This window comes from Salinimicrobium marinum, assembly GCF_014651535.1.
Classification (GTDB): Bacteria; Bacteroidota; Bacteroidia; order Flavobacteriales; family Flavobacteriaceae; genus Salinimicrobium; species Salinimicrobium marinum.
Genome location: NZ_BMXB01000004.1, coordinates 90,970 through 106,789, shown reverse-complemented (window position 1 = coordinate 106,789; position 15,820 = coordinate 90,970). Strand labels below are relative to the sequence as shown.

Annotated in this window: 15 protein-coding genes and 1 riboswitch; of the genes, 7 read left to right on the top strand and 8 right to left on the bottom strand. The window is 39.8% G+C overall.

The features are described from left to right. The first annotated feature begins 108 nt into the window (after positions 1-108). The 4 genes from IE056_RS07935 (at position 109) to IE056_RS07920 (ending at position 4,699) form a co-directional block, all read left to right on the top strand. Positions 109-1,551: a GFO_1087 family putative carboxy terminal peptidase gene (locus IE056_RS07935; protein WP_229793700.1), complete on the top strand. Its 1,443-nt coding sequence runs from the start codon at positions 109-111 to the stop codon at positions 1,549-1,551. A gap of 84 nt (positions 1,552-1,635) precedes the next feature. After that, positions 1,636-3,180 (top strand): GFO_1087 family putative carboxy terminal peptidase, encoded by a 1,545-nt coding sequence (locus IE056_RS07930; protein ID WP_189604166.1) that lies wholly within the window; start codon positions 1,636-1,638, stop codon positions 3,178-3,180. Between the two features lie 104 nt (positions 3,181-3,284). After that, positions 3,285-3,797, top strand: a complete 513-nt coding sequence (locus tag IE056_RS07925) for a transposase (protein WP_189604165.1) — start codon at positions 3,285-3,287, stop codon at positions 3,795-3,797. After that, entirely contained in the window at positions 3,725-4,699 is a 975-nt protein-coding gene (locus tag IE056_RS07920) for an IS3 family transposase (protein ID WP_189604243.1), read from the top strand. The genes IE056_RS07925 and IE056_RS07920 overlap by 73 nt, the downstream gene beginning before the upstream one ends. Before the next feature lie 10 nt (positions 4,700-4,709). Here IE056_RS07920 and IE056_RS07915 read toward each other — a convergent pair whose 3' ends face one another. Further along, positions 4,710-5,750, bottom strand: coding sequence for a YncE family protein (locus IE056_RS07915; RefSeq protein WP_189604164.1), 1,041 nt, complete (start codon positions 5,748-5,750; stop codon positions 4,710-4,712). Between the two features lie 4 nt (positions 5,751-5,754). Further along, complete coding sequence (locus tag IE056_RS07910) at positions 5,755-7,593, bottom strand: TonB-dependent receptor plug domain-containing protein (protein WP_189604163.1); 1,839 nt, start codon at positions 7,591-7,593, stop codon at positions 5,755-5,757. A gap of 29 nt (positions 7,594-7,622) precedes the next feature. Continuing rightward, positions 7,623-7,993, bottom strand: a riboswitch (cobalamin riboswitch). Positions 7,994-8,061: 68 nt separating this feature from the next. Between IE056_RS07910 and IE056_RS07905 the strand changes: the two genes are divergently transcribed. The 3 genes from IE056_RS07905 to IE056_RS07895 all read left to right on the top strand — a co-directional run bounded on the left by IE056_RS07905 (position 8,062) and on the right by IE056_RS07895 (position 11,039). Continuing rightward, entirely contained in the window at positions 8,062-9,198 is a 1,137-nt protein-coding gene (locus IE056_RS07905; RefSeq protein WP_189604162.1) for an ABC transporter substrate-binding protein, read from the top strand. Continuing rightward, entirely contained in the window at positions 9,199-10,230 is a 1,032-nt protein-coding gene (locus IE056_RS07900) for an iron chelate uptake ABC transporter family permease subunit (protein ID WP_189604161.1), read from the top strand. It begins immediately after the preceding gene. A gap of 89 nt (positions 10,231-10,319) precedes the next feature. Further along, on the top strand, positions 10,320-11,039 hold the full coding sequence (locus tag IE056_RS07895; protein WP_229793699.1) for an ABC transporter ATP-binding protein: 720 nt from the start codon (positions 10,320-10,322) through the stop codon (positions 11,037-11,039). Here IE056_RS07895 and porD read toward each other — a convergent pair. The 6 genes from porD to IE056_RS07865 form a co-directional block, all read right to left on the bottom strand. Further along, complete coding sequence (gene porD / locus IE056_RS07890; RefSeq protein WP_189604160.1) at positions 11,032-11,925, bottom strand: type IX secretion system protein PorD; 894 nt, start codon at positions 11,923-11,925, stop codon at positions 11,032-11,034. The two genes, IE056_RS07895 and porD, sit on opposite strands and share 8 nt — an antisense overlap. Next, on the bottom strand, positions 11,918-13,129 hold the full coding sequence (coaBC, locus tag IE056_RS07885) for a bifunctional phosphopantothenoylcysteine decarboxylase/phosphopantothenate--cysteine ligase CoaBC (protein ID WP_189604159.1): 1,212 nt from the start codon (positions 13,127-13,129) through the stop codon (positions 11,918-11,920). Before coaBC ends, porD begins: the two co-directional genes overlap by 8 nt. A gap of 6 nt (positions 13,130-13,135) precedes the next feature. Continuing rightward, complete coding sequence (locus IE056_RS07880) at positions 13,136-13,459, bottom strand: DNA-directed RNA polymerase subunit omega (protein WP_189604241.1); 324 nt, start codon at positions 13,457-13,459, stop codon at positions 13,136-13,138. A 17-nt stretch (positions 13,460-13,476) separates the two neighbouring features. Then, positions 13,477-14,292, bottom strand: coding sequence for an outer membrane protein assembly factor BamD (locus IE056_RS07875; RefSeq protein WP_229793698.1), 816 nt, complete (start codon positions 14,290-14,292; stop codon positions 13,477-13,479). 118 nt (positions 14,293-14,410) lie between these two features. Further along, positions 14,411-15,286, bottom strand: a complete 876-nt coding sequence (gene dapA, locus IE056_RS07870) for a 4-hydroxy-tetrahydrodipicolinate synthase (RefSeq protein ID WP_189604157.1) — start codon at positions 15,284-15,286, stop codon at positions 14,411-14,413. After that, complete coding sequence (locus IE056_RS07865; RefSeq protein ID WP_373297297.1) at positions 15,283-15,807, bottom strand: DUF6913 domain-containing protein; 525 nt, start codon at positions 15,805-15,807, stop codon at positions 15,283-15,285. The genes dapA and IE056_RS07865 overlap by 4 nt, the downstream gene beginning before the upstream one ends. Positions 15,808-15,820: the final 13 nt, after the last annotated feature.

Below are 15,820 nucleotides of genomic sequence, written 5' to 3'. Positions count from 1 at the left end.
GGTTAGTTACAAAAGCTTTTTTAAGGCCCTTTCTATTACGACGGCCAACAAACAATATTGTTACAATTAATTTTTAATTTATCTGAATCTACTTACTTTTAGCCAATTATGAGCAGTAAAGAATCTATGAGATCTATAAAAATTATAATCCTTTCCCTTTTCTTCGGAAGTTTGCTGAGCGCATGTGCCGAAGATATGGATGATGTGGTAAATAATGCCACCACCCTAGAAATAAATAATTTCATCTGGAGGGGCATGAACAATTTTTATCTGTATAAATCTGAAATCCCGCAGCTGGCAGATGATCATTTTATAAACAACGAAGACCTCAACACTTTTCTTGACGATTTCGCAACTCCCGAAGCTCTTTTTGATGCATTGGTTGCTCCACAGGACAGGTTCAGTTTTCTTGTAGACGATTATATTGAATTGGAAAATGCGCTGGAAGGAATTGCCCTAACCAACGGAATGGAATTCGGGCTGGTACGATATTCTGAATCTTCTCCCCTGGTGCTGGGCTACGTGCGGTATGTTTTACCGAATACCTCAGCAGCTGCACAGGGAGTAAAACGGGGAGATCTTTTCCATACCATCAATGGAGAACAGCTAACCGATGATAATTTCCGAAGCTTGATAAACCTGCCACAATACACCATTGGAATTGCCACTTTGGAAGAATCTGAAGTGCGACCTACTGGCGAGTCCGTTACTTTAACCAAAGAACAATACACGGAAAATCCGGTTTTTGTAGCGAAGACATTTTCTACCAATCTAGGAAAAGTCGGTTACCTTATGTATAATAGCTTTACCGGAAGTTTTGACGAAGAACTAAATGCTGCGTTTGGAGCTTTTAAATCAGAAAATATTTCAGAGCTTATTCTGGATCTTCGCTATAACGGAGGTGGATCTGTAGAAACCGCTACAGATCTTGCCAGTATGATCACCGGACAATATTCCGGAGAAATTTTTTCTACAGAATTGTGGAACGAAGATTACCAGGCTTACTATGAAGAAAATGAACCTGAAGATTTGATCAACCGTTTCAATGATAAAATAAGAACCGGAAGTAGCATTAACAGTCTCAACTTAACCCGCGTGTACATCATCACAACTTTAAGAACAGCCTCTGCAAGTGAGCTGGTCATCAACGGGCTATCACCTTATATTGAAGTAATTCAGGTTGGGGAAAGGACTACAGGAAAATTTCAGGCTTCGGTTACACTGTACGATTCCCACGATTTCAGAAGAACAGGTGCAAATCCGGGACATACTTACGCTATCCAGCCTTTGATCTATAAATCTGCAAATGCAGCCGGCACCACAGATTATCTCAACGGTTTGCTTCCTGATATTGAAATATCTGAAGATCTGACGAATCTTGGCATAATTGGTGAACCTAATGAACCGCTGCTACAGGCTGCTTTAGACAATATTGAAGGAATATCAGCTCAAAAAAGTAGTGTTTTAAGGCCTATGTATTTAATTGGTGAAAGCGGAATGGAAAATCTACTTTACAAGAGAATGTATGACCAGTCTGTTTCCATTCCTTAAAAGTTAAAAATTAACTTTTCTTTTAGAAATATTTTTATTCCTGCGGAATGTATTTATTTTTAGCATCTTAATTAAAACTTATATATGAAAAAGACCCAATTGTTATTACCATTTTTTGTCTTCGGATTTCTCTTTACTTCCTGTTCCAAGGATGATGACGTAACGGAAGAACCCGCTGTAGACCCGGTAGAGGAAATTGAAGAAGAACCAGAGGAAGAAGAAGAAGATACCCGTAACCTGGAAGTAGAAGAATTTATTTACGCCGGAATGAACGAGATTTATTTATATAAAGCAGATGTTCCCACTTTGGCAGATAACACTTTTAGTACAGAACTGGAATGGAGAGATTTCCTGGATGAATTTGATTCTCCGCTAGATCTGTATGAAGGTCTTCAATCCTCAGTAGACAATTTCAGTTTTATGACAGATAATTATGTAGCACTGGAAAATAATTTTGCAGGTAAAGCAACCACTAACGGAATGCAGCTTGGATTGTACCTGTTTGGAAACAATGAGATCCTTGCTATTGTAAATTATGTTCTTCCAAATACACCTGCTGAAGAGAAGGGAATAAAACGTGGAGTTGCCTTTACTGAAGTTAATGGCAAACGAATGACTTTAAATAATTATCAAGGCTTACTGGCTGCACAAAGTTATGCAATTACGATTGCAGAAATTAAAGGGAGTACCATTTATGCTACCGAGGAAACCGTTACCCTTAACCAGATCGAGTACAATACCAATCCTGTTTTTATTACAAAAACCATGGATGTTGATGGGAGGAAAGTTGGTTACCTCATGTATAACAGTTTTACAGCAAATTATGACGAGGCACTAAACAATGCCTTTGCCGAATTACAAACTGCAGGAATAACAGACCTTGTGTTGGATCTTCGGTATAACGGAGGTGGATCTGTAGCCTCTGCAGTAGGCCTAGCAGGGATGATCACAGGACAATATAAAGATCAGGTGTTTTTAAAACAGCAATGGAATGAAAAATATCAAAACGCCTGGCCGGCCGAAAGCTATATCAACAGGTTTAAAGATAATATCACCCTGGACCGGCAATTGGAGAGTGAAAGAGATGTGTTGCTTAACAGCTTAGGCTTAAGCAAAGTGTATGTTTTAACTACAGATCGTACTGCATCTGCAAGTGAATTGATCATTAATGGATTAGACCCTTATATTGATGTGGTGCAGATAGGAACTACCACCACAGGAAAGTTTCAGGCGTCTGTAACTCTTTATGATAGTCCGAATTTTGGTCGGGAAGGAGCTAATGAAAATCATACTTATGCCATCCAGCCATTGGTTTATAAATCGACAAACAAAGATGGGGTAAGTGATTATGTAGAAGGTATTGATCCGGACATTGAAGTGGAGGAAGATCCAGGCAACATGGGAGTTTTAGGTGATAAAAACGAACCTTTATTAAAAGCTGCCCTTAATGATATTGCAGGAATCCCACAGGATCAGGAAGAAATTGCTATGGCTAAAAGAGCTACTTTTAATTTCAAACTGGTAGGAGAAAGCGGAATGAACGAACCCAGTTATCAAAGAATGTACATCCAGGAATTACCCGATTTCCTTAAACAGCATCTGAAAGAAAAAAGGACTAAGGAAAAATAATTTTTTAAGAGTTTAATGCAACAAGGTAAATTCTTCTTATCAACAAAAAAACCCGCATTTTTGAAGTGCCCCCAAAAAGTTAGACACTATTTGGGGGCATTTTTATGAGTAGAAAAATTAAATACGGAAAGTCAATTAAAATTAAAGCTGTTAAGGCAGTACTGGAGGAACATCAAGGAGTTAATATGGTAAGTAATCAGTTGGGAGTTGATCGGGCTTGCTTGCAAAGGTGGGTTTCATTTTACCAGAAGTATGGTGCTGCCGGATTAACCCCTAGAACATCCAATACGACTTATTCTAAAGAATTTAAGCTCCAGGTTGTTCGCAGTATTGAAGAAAAGGGATTATCTTTTAAGGCAGCAAGTTTAAAATATAATATTCCCACTCCCTCTACTGTTCGTACATGGTACTTGACCTATATTAATGAAGGGGGTACCGGATTCGAAAAAGATAGGAGAGGGCGACCCCGATCTATGAAAACCAAGTCCAAAGAATCAACCGGCAAACCACTCTCAAGGGAGGAAGAACTTCTACAAGAGAATGAATCTTTAAAAGCAGAATTAGCACTGCTAAAAAAGTTGCACGCCTTAGCTCAAGACAAAAAGAAAAAGCAGTAGCCATTGAGGAGTTAAGGCCTAAGCATAAGCTGTCTTTACTGTTACAGCATGCCCCAATGGCCAGAAGTAGTTTTTATTACCATCAAAGTGTCCTAAAGAAAAAGGACAAATACCAGCAAATCAAACGTGATATCCGCAGAATCTACCACAAGCATCAAGGCAGATATGGATATCGCAGGATTACTCTGGAGTTAAAACAATCTGGAGTTATTATCAATCACAAAACTGTCCTCAGGCTAATGGGAGAACTAGGTTTAAAGTCGCGGATAAGGATTAAAAAATATAGGTCCTACAAGGGAGAACACGGGAGGATAGCCCCTAATATGCTGGGCAGGCAATTTAAGGCTTCCAGGATGTATGAAAAATGGGTGACAGATATTACGGAATTTAAAGTGGCTGGAGGAAAGTTGTACCTATCTCCTATCATGGACCTTTATAACCGGGAGATCATCAGCTATGAACTTTCAGAATCCCCTAACTTCAAACAGGTACTTACCATGCTGAACAAAGCTTTTAAAAAGTTACCGGATCTAACAGGTCTTATGCTACACTCCGACCAGGGATGGCAATATCAAATGCCACAATATCAAAAGATACTGGAAAAGAAAAACATTAACCAAAGCATGTCCAGAAAAGGAAACTGCTTAGATAATGCGGTGGTAGAGAACTTCTTTGGAACATTAAAATCCGAATTGTACTACCTGAAAAAGTATGGAAACGTTAAGGAATTAAAGAAAAGATATCGAGGAATACATCAAATATTACAACAAAGAAAGAATATCTTTGGCATTAAATGGAATGAGCCCGATAAAATATCGGGCCCATTATCAATAATTAAATATTTGTTTAACCCTCCAACTTTTGGGGTTCAGTCCACATTCGCGGGATTTTTTGTTTTTTAACATAGGAGTTTTAATCATTAAAGTAAAAACCATTTGGAGCTATCCCCACATTAATTTTCTCAAGAAGTTCTCCTTCTACAGTATATATTTCCACAAAACTATTGGATTCGAAATCCCCTCCATCCCCAATATAGATCCTGTCATCTTTTACAGCAAATCCATAGGTTTTTCCATACTGCGAATTACTTTGATATTCCAGTAAAGCCGTTTCTGTAGGTTCAGCTGCAGTGATGTCTGTTACATAAACTGCATTCCCTATAGTATAATAATACTGTTCATCTTCGATACGCAGGTTTCGGGCTCCGGAAAGTTCTTCTGGAAATTCAATTTCAGAAATAATTTCAGATGTGGAAAGATCTAATTCCAATAATTTTTCTGAAGTTAAAGCGTAAAGAGTATTATCATCAATTTCCAATGAATTAAACCCTGCTCCTACCGGGATAACCTTTTCCACATTTGCGGAAGATGGATTGAATACGTTTAATGTTCCGCTGGAGTACGATGGAATGTAAAGCAACCCATCTTCTTCAATTAAGTTGTCCCCAAAATCATTAATGAGTATCGTCTCCTCAACTTCCAGGCTTTCAACATCGATCACAGCAATATAATCATCTTTGTTATCCATAAAATCTGCAAGATTGGTAACATAAACTTTTCCGTCTACCACGGCCCCATAATAAGGTACCTGTAAGCCGCTATCCACTTTTCCTACCAGTTCAAAAGTATTTCTATCAACAACAGTGATAAGATTGGAGCCATTTGAAATTACAAAAGCAAGATCATCATGAAAAAAAATGGATTGAGCAAAGGCGCCGAGGTCATCTCCGTCATTAACCTTTGAATAAATATCATTTTCTACCATTTGAAGATCATTACTAATATAAGTAATGGTTCCACTCCCGCTAAAGCTACCTTCATTCACCACGAAAATCCCATTGGAATAATCGCTTTCGGGAGTTGGCTCCGGAATATTGGTATCATCATCGCTGCTACAGGAGTTAAGCAAAAATGCTCCAAGTACTCCGAATAAAAATAGTTTGCTAATTTTCATCGTTTTAAAAATTAAAGTTTAGGTAAATATTAAAATTAATGCCCGGCATCCACCGGTTTTCTACACTTTCATAAGCTATATCAAAAAGATTCAGAACACGTCCTCCTACTCTGTAATTATGCTCCTTCCCTAACTCATAAGAAATTCCCAGATTGGAAACCGAATAGCTGTTAAGGTTATACCTGGTGTCATTATTGGAACGGGTATAGACTTCACCGTTAAAAAGGAATTGGTAATCTATCGCCCAACGGTTATAAGAATAATCAATTGCGGCAGTGGCTTTATGTTTGGGAACAAAGGTTAAATAGTTTTTCGTCTGCTTGTTTTTTGAAATAGTATAGGCATAAGTACTTCTAAAGTTTATGAAGCCATAATTTTCCAGTTGTTTCTTCCAGCCAAGGAGAGCTTCCAACCCGTACGTATTCACCTCATCTACATTTTCAGGCCGCCACAAGCCTCCGCTTTCGGGAATCCAGCGAATCATATCTTCAATATCTATATAATAAGCTGTAAGGTTCAATTCAATATCTTGCCAGGTAAAGCGGTTCCCGATTTCTCCCTGCAGGGAAGCCTCGGCAGCCAAATCGGTATTTCCCGAAGAGGACCAGTAAAGATCATTAAAGGTGGGAATCCTGAAATTTCGTGAAGCATTTAATTTCAAACTATACCAATCGAAAAACCGGTAATTTGTACCTACAGAAAACAACACCGGACTCTCGTAATTATCTGTAATTTCTGTACGAACACCGGCTTCATAGCTTAATTTCTCATTCAGCCAGTGCTTCATTAAAAATGCTGCCGAAAAAATATTCCGGTTTGCTTGTCCAACACTGCTCCCTTTGCCGCTATTGTAGGTGTTGGTGAGAACTGTATTGAGCTGAATATATTCTGAAGCTTCAAACTTAAGATCATACTTGGCAATAAAGGTATCTGCTTCTCCAAAAGTGTGATTTTCAAAAGCTATATTTCCGAAGTATTTGTAGTTTTCATCAAGAAAAGCAAGCTTCACAGTAGAAGTGAACCGGGATAATTCACTCTCCCATTCCAGCAAATTCCTGTTATTTAAATTCTGATATTTAGTTTTAGTGTCCGAAGGCCGGATTAAAGAAAAATGCCTTTCTCCATCGAAAAGTTCGCTGTAGAACCTAATCGTATTCCGATTATTTACCCGGTAGGCAAGCCCCAAATTAAAACTGTTACTGTAAAAATCTCCGTTAATATTTTCTCCCTTATTGTCCGCATATTCATAATCATTATCTGAACTATTACGTGCTCCTGAAACCGTGATGCTCCAATCCCCGGTTGCGGCTTCCAGTTGATATCTTGCATCAAGCGTATTAAAGCTACCGTACTGAACAAACACATCGTTTTCCAGTTTTTTCCGAAAAGATAAATGAGTATTGAGATGCACCGTTCCCCCAATTGCGCCGGTACCATACACCACACTTCCGCCGCCGCCGCGAACCGCGATCTCATCATAACCACCGGCATTTATGGCATTAAAATCTGTTTGTCCGTTAAATTGTGAGTTGATATTTATCCCGTTCCATAACACCGCAGTTTGTGAAGCACTCGTACCACGAAAAGAGGGGGAAGAAACCATCCCGAGTCCGTTCTCTTTGAAATAAACGGGCGTGTTATATTTCAAGATAGAAGCGAGCAACGGTCTGCTCCGTTTCGTAATCGAATCGGGAATACTCAGGACCGTTTGTCCGGTTGAGAAAACATTCAGTTTCGCATCTATTAACACCTCTTCGAGAACATTAATAGAATCTTTTTGTCCGGATACGGAAAGTACCTGTAACAAAAGTAACAACAGTGTGTAGTGACGTAGTTTTTTCATCTGCCTCTGACTCTTATCCCGAAAGTCTCGATTTAAAGTTTTGTTTGGCAGGTCTCCTGGCTTGCGTCTTGTTGTTCACCTTCCCATCCCTTTCCGGAACAGTGGTATTTGAAGTTTTAACAACAAGCATCCCTTACGGGACTTAGCTTACAGTTGCGGGAACAGCTCAGGCTTTTTTGAAGTTAGAGGTGAAAAACGTGAAATTAGAAGTCTGTCTAATTCATTTTTTCATTCTTTACTTCAATGGAAAACTCTTTAAAAAGTTATGTTTACGTTGTACTTTTAACTTCGTACCTCGTACTTCCAACCTCTAAACTTGTTTTCCCCTGATTCCCTTTTAATCAACGTAGATCTCTGAACTTTTCAGAGTCGTTATTGAACCAAAGTTTGCACGAAAGTAAACATTTTGTCTTATTTGGCAGCTGAAAAATTAAAAATCTTACTTTTGAATTCTGAAAACTACTACCGGTGAAAAAAATATCATTCTTGCTTATTTCGTTTTTGATCTTCGGATGTAAATCTGAGCCAAATAAAGATGAAGCTGCCGAATCTACTGAAGGCAACACAATTCCAGTGGATTATGCCAAAGGTTTTACGCTGACAGATTTTGGAAATTACAAGATCCTTACTGTAGAAAATCCATGGCCGGAAGCAGATGTTTCCTACAGATATTTACTTGCCGAAAAAGATGCTGAAATTCCAAAAAATATAAAGTACGATCAAAAAATCACTGTTCCGGTAGAAAAAGTGGTGGTAACCTCCACTACTCACATTCCTTCACTGGAAGTACTGGAGGAAGAGCAAACCCTTGTTGGTTTTCCCGGCCTGGACTATATTTCTTCTGAAGAAACAAGAAAGTTGATCAATAACGGAAGCGTCACAGAACTTGGAAAAAATGAAGCGATAAATACCGAAATACTCCTGGACTTGCAGCCCGATGTAGTGATTGGCTTCTCTCTTGATGGAAGTAACAAAACCTTCAATACTATCCAGAAAAGCGGAATTCCAGTGGTTTTCAATGGGGACTGGACAGAAAGTTCTCCACTTGGAAAAGCAGAATGGATCAAGTTTTTTGGAGCCTTCTACAACAAATCTGAAGAAGCAGCAGAATTTTTCAAGGAGGTAAGTGCTGCCTATGAGGATGCAAAAAAACTTGCAGAAAATTCTTCTTCACAACCTACGGTAATATCTGGTGCAATGTATCAGGATCAATGGTACTTACCAGCCGGAGACAGCTGGCAGGCCCAGTTTATGGAAGATGCCAACGCCAATTATCTTTACAGTGACTCCCGGGGGAGCGGAAGCATCTCCCTCTCCTTTGAAAATGTCCTGGAGAAAGCCAAAGACGCCGATTTCTGGGCAGGACCGGCGCAATTTCTAACTTATGAAGAAATGGAAAACACCTCTCAACATTACCGCGAATTTGATGCCTTTCAAAAAAAGAATATTTACACCTTTGCCAGTGCAACAGGTACAACCGGCGGCGTTATTTTTTACGAATTGGCTCCAATTCGACCAGATCTTGTTTTAAAAGATCTTATCTCCATTTTTCACCCAGAACTTTTGCCCAATTACGAAACCACTTTTTATAAACCATTACAATAGTTGCATACCCCCGGAAAATATAAATTAAGTTTTGCCCTCCTGCTATTTTTAGTGCTGGTCACCGCTTTTTTAAATATTAGCCTGGGTTCTGTAGACATTCCTTTCAGTGAGGTTTTTGCAGTAATTTTTAATGGGGAAGTCAGCAAGGAGAGCTGGCGATACATCATTCTGGAATACAGGATCCCGAAAGCGCTCACCTCCATATTGGCAGGCTCGGGTCTTGCGGTAAGCGGCATGCTCATGCAGACCATGTTCCGGAATCCGCTGGCCGGACCGTACGTACTTGGACTTAGCAGCGGAGCAAGTCTGGGGGTTGCCCTGGTTTTAATGGGTGCCTCCATGTTTGGAGGAATTGCTTTAAGTCTGCTGTTATCGGGTTGGGGAATGGTCATTGCCTCCAGCCTGGGGAGTTTGCTGGTGCTGTTAGCTGTTATGGCAGCTTCTATAAGGCTTAAAGACACGATGGCTATTCTCATCATCGGACTCATGTTTGCCAGCCTTACCTCTGCTGTGGTGAGTGTTTTATCCTATTTCAGTCCGGCAGATCAATTACAGCAATATGTTTTCTGGTCCTTCGGAAGTGTGGGTAATCTTAACTGGCAGGAAGTAGGGGTTCTATCATTTTTCTGGGCCCTGGGGATTATTCTTGCAATTACCCGAATCAAAAACCTGAATTCCCTTTTACTGGGAGAGCAGTATGCAAAAAGTCTTGGAATAAGCATCAACCGGAACCGGGCAGTTTTAATTATCGCTACCAGCTTTTTAGCCGGAAGTATCACCGCATTTGCAGGTCCAATTGCTTTTGTAGGCCTTGCTGTACCTCATCTCATTCGGCAAATAATCCCGACCAATGATCACAGAATATTGCTTCCCGCCGTAATTTTAGGAGGGGCCATCCTTATGCTGTTTTGTGATATTGTCGCACAATTACCGGGAACAAATTACACGCTGCCAATCAATGCGATCACCTCTTTAGTTGGTGCACCGGTGGTGATCTGGCTTCTGGTACGAAAACGAAAGTTTATTTTTTAAAGAATAATATTATCAGAAAAACCGATTCACATAGTATTCTAAGAACCGAAGATCTAAGTATAGGTTACCGGCAGAAGCAAAACAACACAGTGATTGCATCTGGCATCAATATGGAGCTAGTGAAGGGAGAGCTGGTAGGAATTGTAGGGGTGAATGGCGTTGGAAAATCTACTTTTCTCAGAACAATTAGCGGTATACAACCTGCTTTAAAAGGAAAGATTTTCATTGAACAGAAAGACCGGGAAACTTTACCTGCTCCAAAATTAGCTTCTTTGATAAGCCTCGTCCTCACGAATCAACCGATTTCTAAAAATCTTCGGGTAGCCGAACTGGTTGCCCTGGGAAGGCAACCATACACAAACTGGATTGGCTCAGTAAATGCACAGGACAAACAACAAATAAAGAATGCGTTAAAGCTGGTAAATATAGAAGAAATTCAGCATAAGCGGTGTTATGAGCTAAGTGACGGACAATTACAAAAAGTTTTAATTGCACGTGCCCTGGCACAAGACACACCAGTGGTGATCCTCGACGAACCTACTTCCCACCTGGACATGTATCACAAGGCGCAGGTATTAAAGCTTCTGAAGAATTTGAGTCAGAAAACCAATAAAGCAATCCTTTTTGCCACACACGAAGTGAACCTTGCCATCCAGCTATGTGATAAAATTATCCTGATGCAGGAAAATAAGATCGTCAAGGGAAGTCCTCAGGAATTGATTTCTGAAAATGCATTTGACAGCATGTTTCCTTCAGATTTGATTTATTTTGACAGTGGGAGTCACTCCTTCAGAATTAAAACTACCTGATGTTACTCCATCTATCAGAAAAAGTAGGTGCCATATTGTTTAAAGCATCCACTACCTCTCTTGTGGAAAGTTGTGGCCCACCGCTGTAAACCTGTTGTATCTCATCGGCTTTGGCATCAAAAAAGGTTCTTACCAGTAGAGAATTAGGTCTGTTGCGGTTAAGACTGCGAAGATTCAGCAAAGAAGCTGTAATGCCTTTTTTGCCATTTTCTGGCGACATGTGCATTAAATCGAGACCTTTGCGATGGTAGTTATAAAGAACCTGTCGATAATCGCTGAAGGCATTGGACAAAAGATCGGAATTAAATCTGAACCTGGAACTGTTACCATCACCGGCTTTCCAGCCGCGGTAATTCCCCTGTTGAGCGGTTCCTACAATCTGGTTTGCCTGCTCATAATATGACGTACCACCATCTTCTTCAAACGTATCTGCGTCCAGCCCCAGAATGGTAAATACATAAAAACTCACTACAGAAGTAAGATTGGAATCGAACTGATTAGGATTGTAATCCAGAGGTTCATACTCGGTATACCTGAAGCTAAACTGCTCATCATTATAATTAAACACCGGACTGACCATAGTTGATCCATACACCGGGCGGGATGACTGCACCTGGATAGTAGCGTTAAAAGAATTCGTATTCGGGTCATAATCCCGAACATTGATAAACATACTGCAATTAATGCGTTCTTGGGGAAGAAAATCCCTGTTCGTCCATTTATTCTGGTTCACAAATTCCGATAACGAATTCTGTAACGTCCGGAAAATGGTGATATTCGTATTGCCCGTTTGTTCCGCATTTACAATCACTTCACAGTTTAGTTCCTGTGCAGATGATACTCCTGCCATAAAAAAAAGCACGAAAGATAAAATAAACCTATTCATTCAGCAGCAACGTTAGCTCATTAATAATATCTTTAGAAACCTCTTTTTTTGATTTCAGGGGAAAGTCTTTTTTTATTCCGCTTTTAAACAGGATACAGATTTTATTGGTATCCTTCTGGAATCCGGCACCTTCATCGTTCAGGGAGTTGAGGACGATAAAATCCAGGCTTTTACGTTCAAGTTTTCCTAAAGCGTTTTTTCTTTCATTTTCGGTTTCAAGGGCGAAACCCACCAGGACCTGATCTTTTTTTCTTTTTCCCAGTGAAGCCAGAATATCTGGATTTCGTTCCAATTCCAGGGTCAGGTTAACACTGTTCTTTTTGATCTTCTGGGCCGCAACATTTTTGGGACGATAATCTGAAACCGCTGCAGATGCGATAGCCGCATCCATCTCATCGAAATGTGTGTTTGCAGCATCATACATTTGTTGTGCTGACTGCACCCTGATAAGTTCAATGCCAAATCCCGGATGCTGCAAATGTGTAGGTCCCGAAATAAGGATCACCTTTGCCCCTGCTTTTGCTGCTGATTCTGCCAATGCATAACCCATTTTTCCGCTGGAATGATTCCCTATAAAACGAACAGGATCAATTGCTTCGTATGTTGGACCTGCGGTAATCAATATTTTTTTATTCCGAAGCGGAAGACTTTTGGCAATATGGTCTTCTATAAACTGAACTATCTCCTCGGGTTCTGCCATTCTTCCTTCACCTGAAAGTCCGCTGGCCAGCTCTCCTGTACCCGCAGGAATCATAACATTTCCGAAGGAAATAAGCTTTTCAAAACTGTTTTTGGTAGAAGGATGCTGATACATATCCAGGTCCATCGCAGGAGCGAAATACACAGGACATTTAGCAGAAAGGTACGTGGCGAGCAAAAAATTATCTGAAGCGCCAGAGGCCATTTTGGACAAGGTATTAGCCGTCGCAGGTGCGATAAGCATAAGATCTGCCCAAAGCCCTAATTCAACATGGTTGTTCCAATGCTGGTTTTCATCTTCTTCTTTGGTGAAAGATGAAAAAACTTCATTTTTTGATAAGGTAGATAAGGTAAGAGGTGTAATAAAGTCTTTAGCCGCAGGGGTCATGATAACCTTTACTTCTGCCCCAGCCTTTATAAACAGCCTTACCAGGAAAGCTGTTTTATAAGCGGCAATACCTGCGGTAATACCAAGTACTATTTTCTTGCCGCTTATTACAGACATATAATATTATTCTTCGCTTTGTGTATTGCGAAAGTAGATTTTATCATCAAGCCATTCCTGAACCGCCAAAGAGTGTGGCTTTGGCAATTTTTCATAGAATTTAGAAACTTCTATTTGCTCCTTGTTTTCGAAAATCTCGTCAAGACTATCATTGTAAGTAGCAAATTCATCTAGCTTCTCCAACAACTCCTTCTTTATCTCGGTGTTGATTTGAGTAGCTCTTTTGGAAATAATTGAAATAGCCTCATAAATGTTATTGGTAGGCGCATCTACTTTGTTCTTGTTCAAAGTAGTGGTATTCACAGGCGCATCTGTTCTTTTTAGATCAATCATAGTAGTACTTCTAATTAAAAATTTTGTTGTCTTGTATCAATATCATTATAGGCAGCCTCGGCACCGGAAATAAACTCTCCCTCCGGATAATACCTTTTGTAATCATTATAAAATTCTAGTGCAGTTTCCAGCCTTTCTTCCATTACATACGCATAACTGTTGATGGCGTACTCGTAAGCTGAATCGAACCTGTAGTAAAATGCTCTTTCACGAAAAGGTGATCCCGGATAATCCAACAGGAAATTATCAAACGCTGTGATGGCAGCTTTGTAATTTCGGGTGTGATGGTATTGCTTTGCAATCTCGTATGCTTTTCTTTCCAGTTTCACCCTCAATTCGGTTACCAACTCATTGGCCTCGTCAAGGTTTTCACTTTCAGGAAAACGGTTTATAAAAGCCTGTAGTTTTCCAATTGCCTTAATCGTCTCCGTTTGATCAAGATCATACCTTGGAGACAGGAAATAATAACTTCTGGCGCCTTTAAAAGCAGCTTCCTCCAGTTTTTCACTCTCGGGATAGGATTCTACAAAACGCTCGAACTGATATCCTGAAAGGAAATAATCTTCCAGCTGATAATAAGAATCTGCGTAAATAAACATCAGTTTTTGAGCCTGTGGCTTACCGCGGTAAGCAGGAACCAATTGTTCAAACAAACGTGCTGCCTGCCTGTACTTTTTTCTGGTATTGCCCTCGTCGGCCTTGGCTTCATTGTACAATTGTTCGGCCTTTGTGTATTTCAAGCCGGTATCCTCGCTTTTTAATACTTTTTGGTACTCGCTGCAGGAAACTGCTACGAATAAAATGCTTAGTAAGAGTATTCCTTTTTTCATTCTTTGTAAAAACATCTGGCAAAAGTACTCTTTTCTGCCATATTATAAAAACTTTAGTTGCAGGCAAATTTCTTCAGGATTCTATTGGTTTAACTCTATCCAATCCCGCATGCTTTCACTAAAAACGATCTACAAAGGAATTTATTTCACCCGTAAGTTTATCACTGGATTTCACGAGGGGCAACCGCACTACATTTTCACAAATATTTTTTTTTGCAAGCAGGGCTTTTATCCCTGCAGGATTCCCTTCAGCAAAAATAAGATCTATGGAAGGAGCTATTTTATAGTGTAAATCATAAGCTTTTTTAACCTCCTTCTGAAGTCCCAGCTTTACCATCTGAGAGAATTCTGAAGGGAATCCCTGCGCTATTACTGAAATCACTCCGTGACCTCCTGCCAGGATCATTGGCAGGGTAACCATATCATCGCCTGAAATGATAAGGAATCCTTCAGGGACACCACTTACAAGTCTCATTGCCTGTACGATATCCCCTGCCGCTTCTTTTATTCCTATAATATTCTTAAAATCTGTAGCCAGTCTTTTTACGGTTTCCGGAAGCATATTCGAGGCGGTTCTCCCGGGAACATTATAAAGGATCACCGGAACGGGAGAAGCTTCTGCCACCACTTTAAAATGCTGATAAATACCTTCCTGTGAGGGTTTATTGTAATATGGTGAGACAGACAATACTGCATCAAAAGCAGAAAGATCTGTTGTTTTTAATTCTTCGGCAATGCCTGCAGTATTGTTCCCTCCTATTCCGAGGACAAGAGGCAATCTTCCGTTATTTTCAGATATAACAGTTTCAGCTATAAGCCTTTTCTCCTCCCTGGTTAAAGTAGCACTTTCGGCAGTGGTACCCAGCACCACCAAATAATCAACCCCATTCTCAATCTGATAGTTTACCACCTTCCGAAGCGCCTCCGTATCAATCTTGTTATCAGTTGTAAATGGTGTAACTAAAGCCACTCCTGTGCCCACAAATTTGTTCATTCTCTTATCCTGTTTAAAATTTTCAAATATTTTTTTAATTCAGTCATGAAGACATCTAACTCTTTATAGCCTGTTGATATTGTAAGATCAAAACCTGATGCTGTTTCTTCCCGCCGGTTTACCTTTAAATCTGCAGATAAGGCTGCAGTGATAAAGTTTGCCGTTTTACTTTCTACCGCTGTAAAAGAAATCAAAAGATCGAAATGCTCTTTTAAAAGATTTTGAATTTCAGAATTCCTGATTTTGCCGCTCCACGTAAGATCTGAAGTTCTAAAAACAATACTTTCCAAATCTTTCTCTTTAGACCTGGTAGACAGGCAAATCAGCATTTTGAAATTATCTTCCTTTACATTAAGATCTTTCGCAAACTCTTTGAACTTATTCATCAACCGGGCGTCTGCTTCATCTAAAATGACACAAACTCTTTTGACAGAACTTTCCTGTGCCGATAAACTGAATTTACGGGACAAATCTGTCACTTTTTTCTGGGCGAACCCAAGCTTTATATTAGAAATAACCACGATGCAAAATTAG

Bases quoted from the DNA above. Each gene is read 5' to 3' on its own strand.
- IE056_RS07935 (WP_229793700.1), top strand. From the start codon at position 109: ATGAGCAGTAAAGAATCTATGAGATCTATAAAAATTATAATCCTTTCC.
- IE056_RS07930 (WP_189604166.1), top strand. From the start codon at position 1,636: ATGAAAAAGACCCAATTGTTATTACCATTTTTTGTCTTCGGATTTCTC.
- IE056_RS07925 (WP_189604165.1), top strand. From the start codon at position 3,285: ATGAGTAGAAAAATTAAATACGGAAAGTCAATTAAAATTAAAGCTGTT.
- IE056_RS07915 (WP_189604164.1), bottom strand. From the start codon at position 5,750: ATGAAAATTAGCAAACTATTTTTATTCGGAGTACTTGGAGCATTTTTG.
- IE056_RS07910 (WP_189604163.1), bottom strand. From the start codon at position 7,593: ATGAAAAAACTACGTCACTACACACTGTTGTTACTTTTGTTACAGGTA.
- porD (WP_189604160.1), bottom strand. From the start codon at position 11,925: ATGAATAGGTTTATTTTATCTTTCGTGCTTTTTTTTATGGCAGGAGTA.
- coaBC (WP_189604159.1), bottom strand. From the start codon at position 13,129: ATGTCTGTAATAAGCGGCAAGAAAATAGTACTTGGTATTACCGCAGGT.
- IE056_RS07875 (WP_229793698.1), bottom strand. From the start codon at position 14,292: ATGAAAAAAGGAATACTCTTACTAAGCATTTTATTCGTAGCAGTTTCC.
- dapA (WP_189604157.1), bottom strand. From the start codon at position 15,286: ATGAACAAATTTGTGGGCACAGGAGTGGCTTTAGTTACACCATTTACA.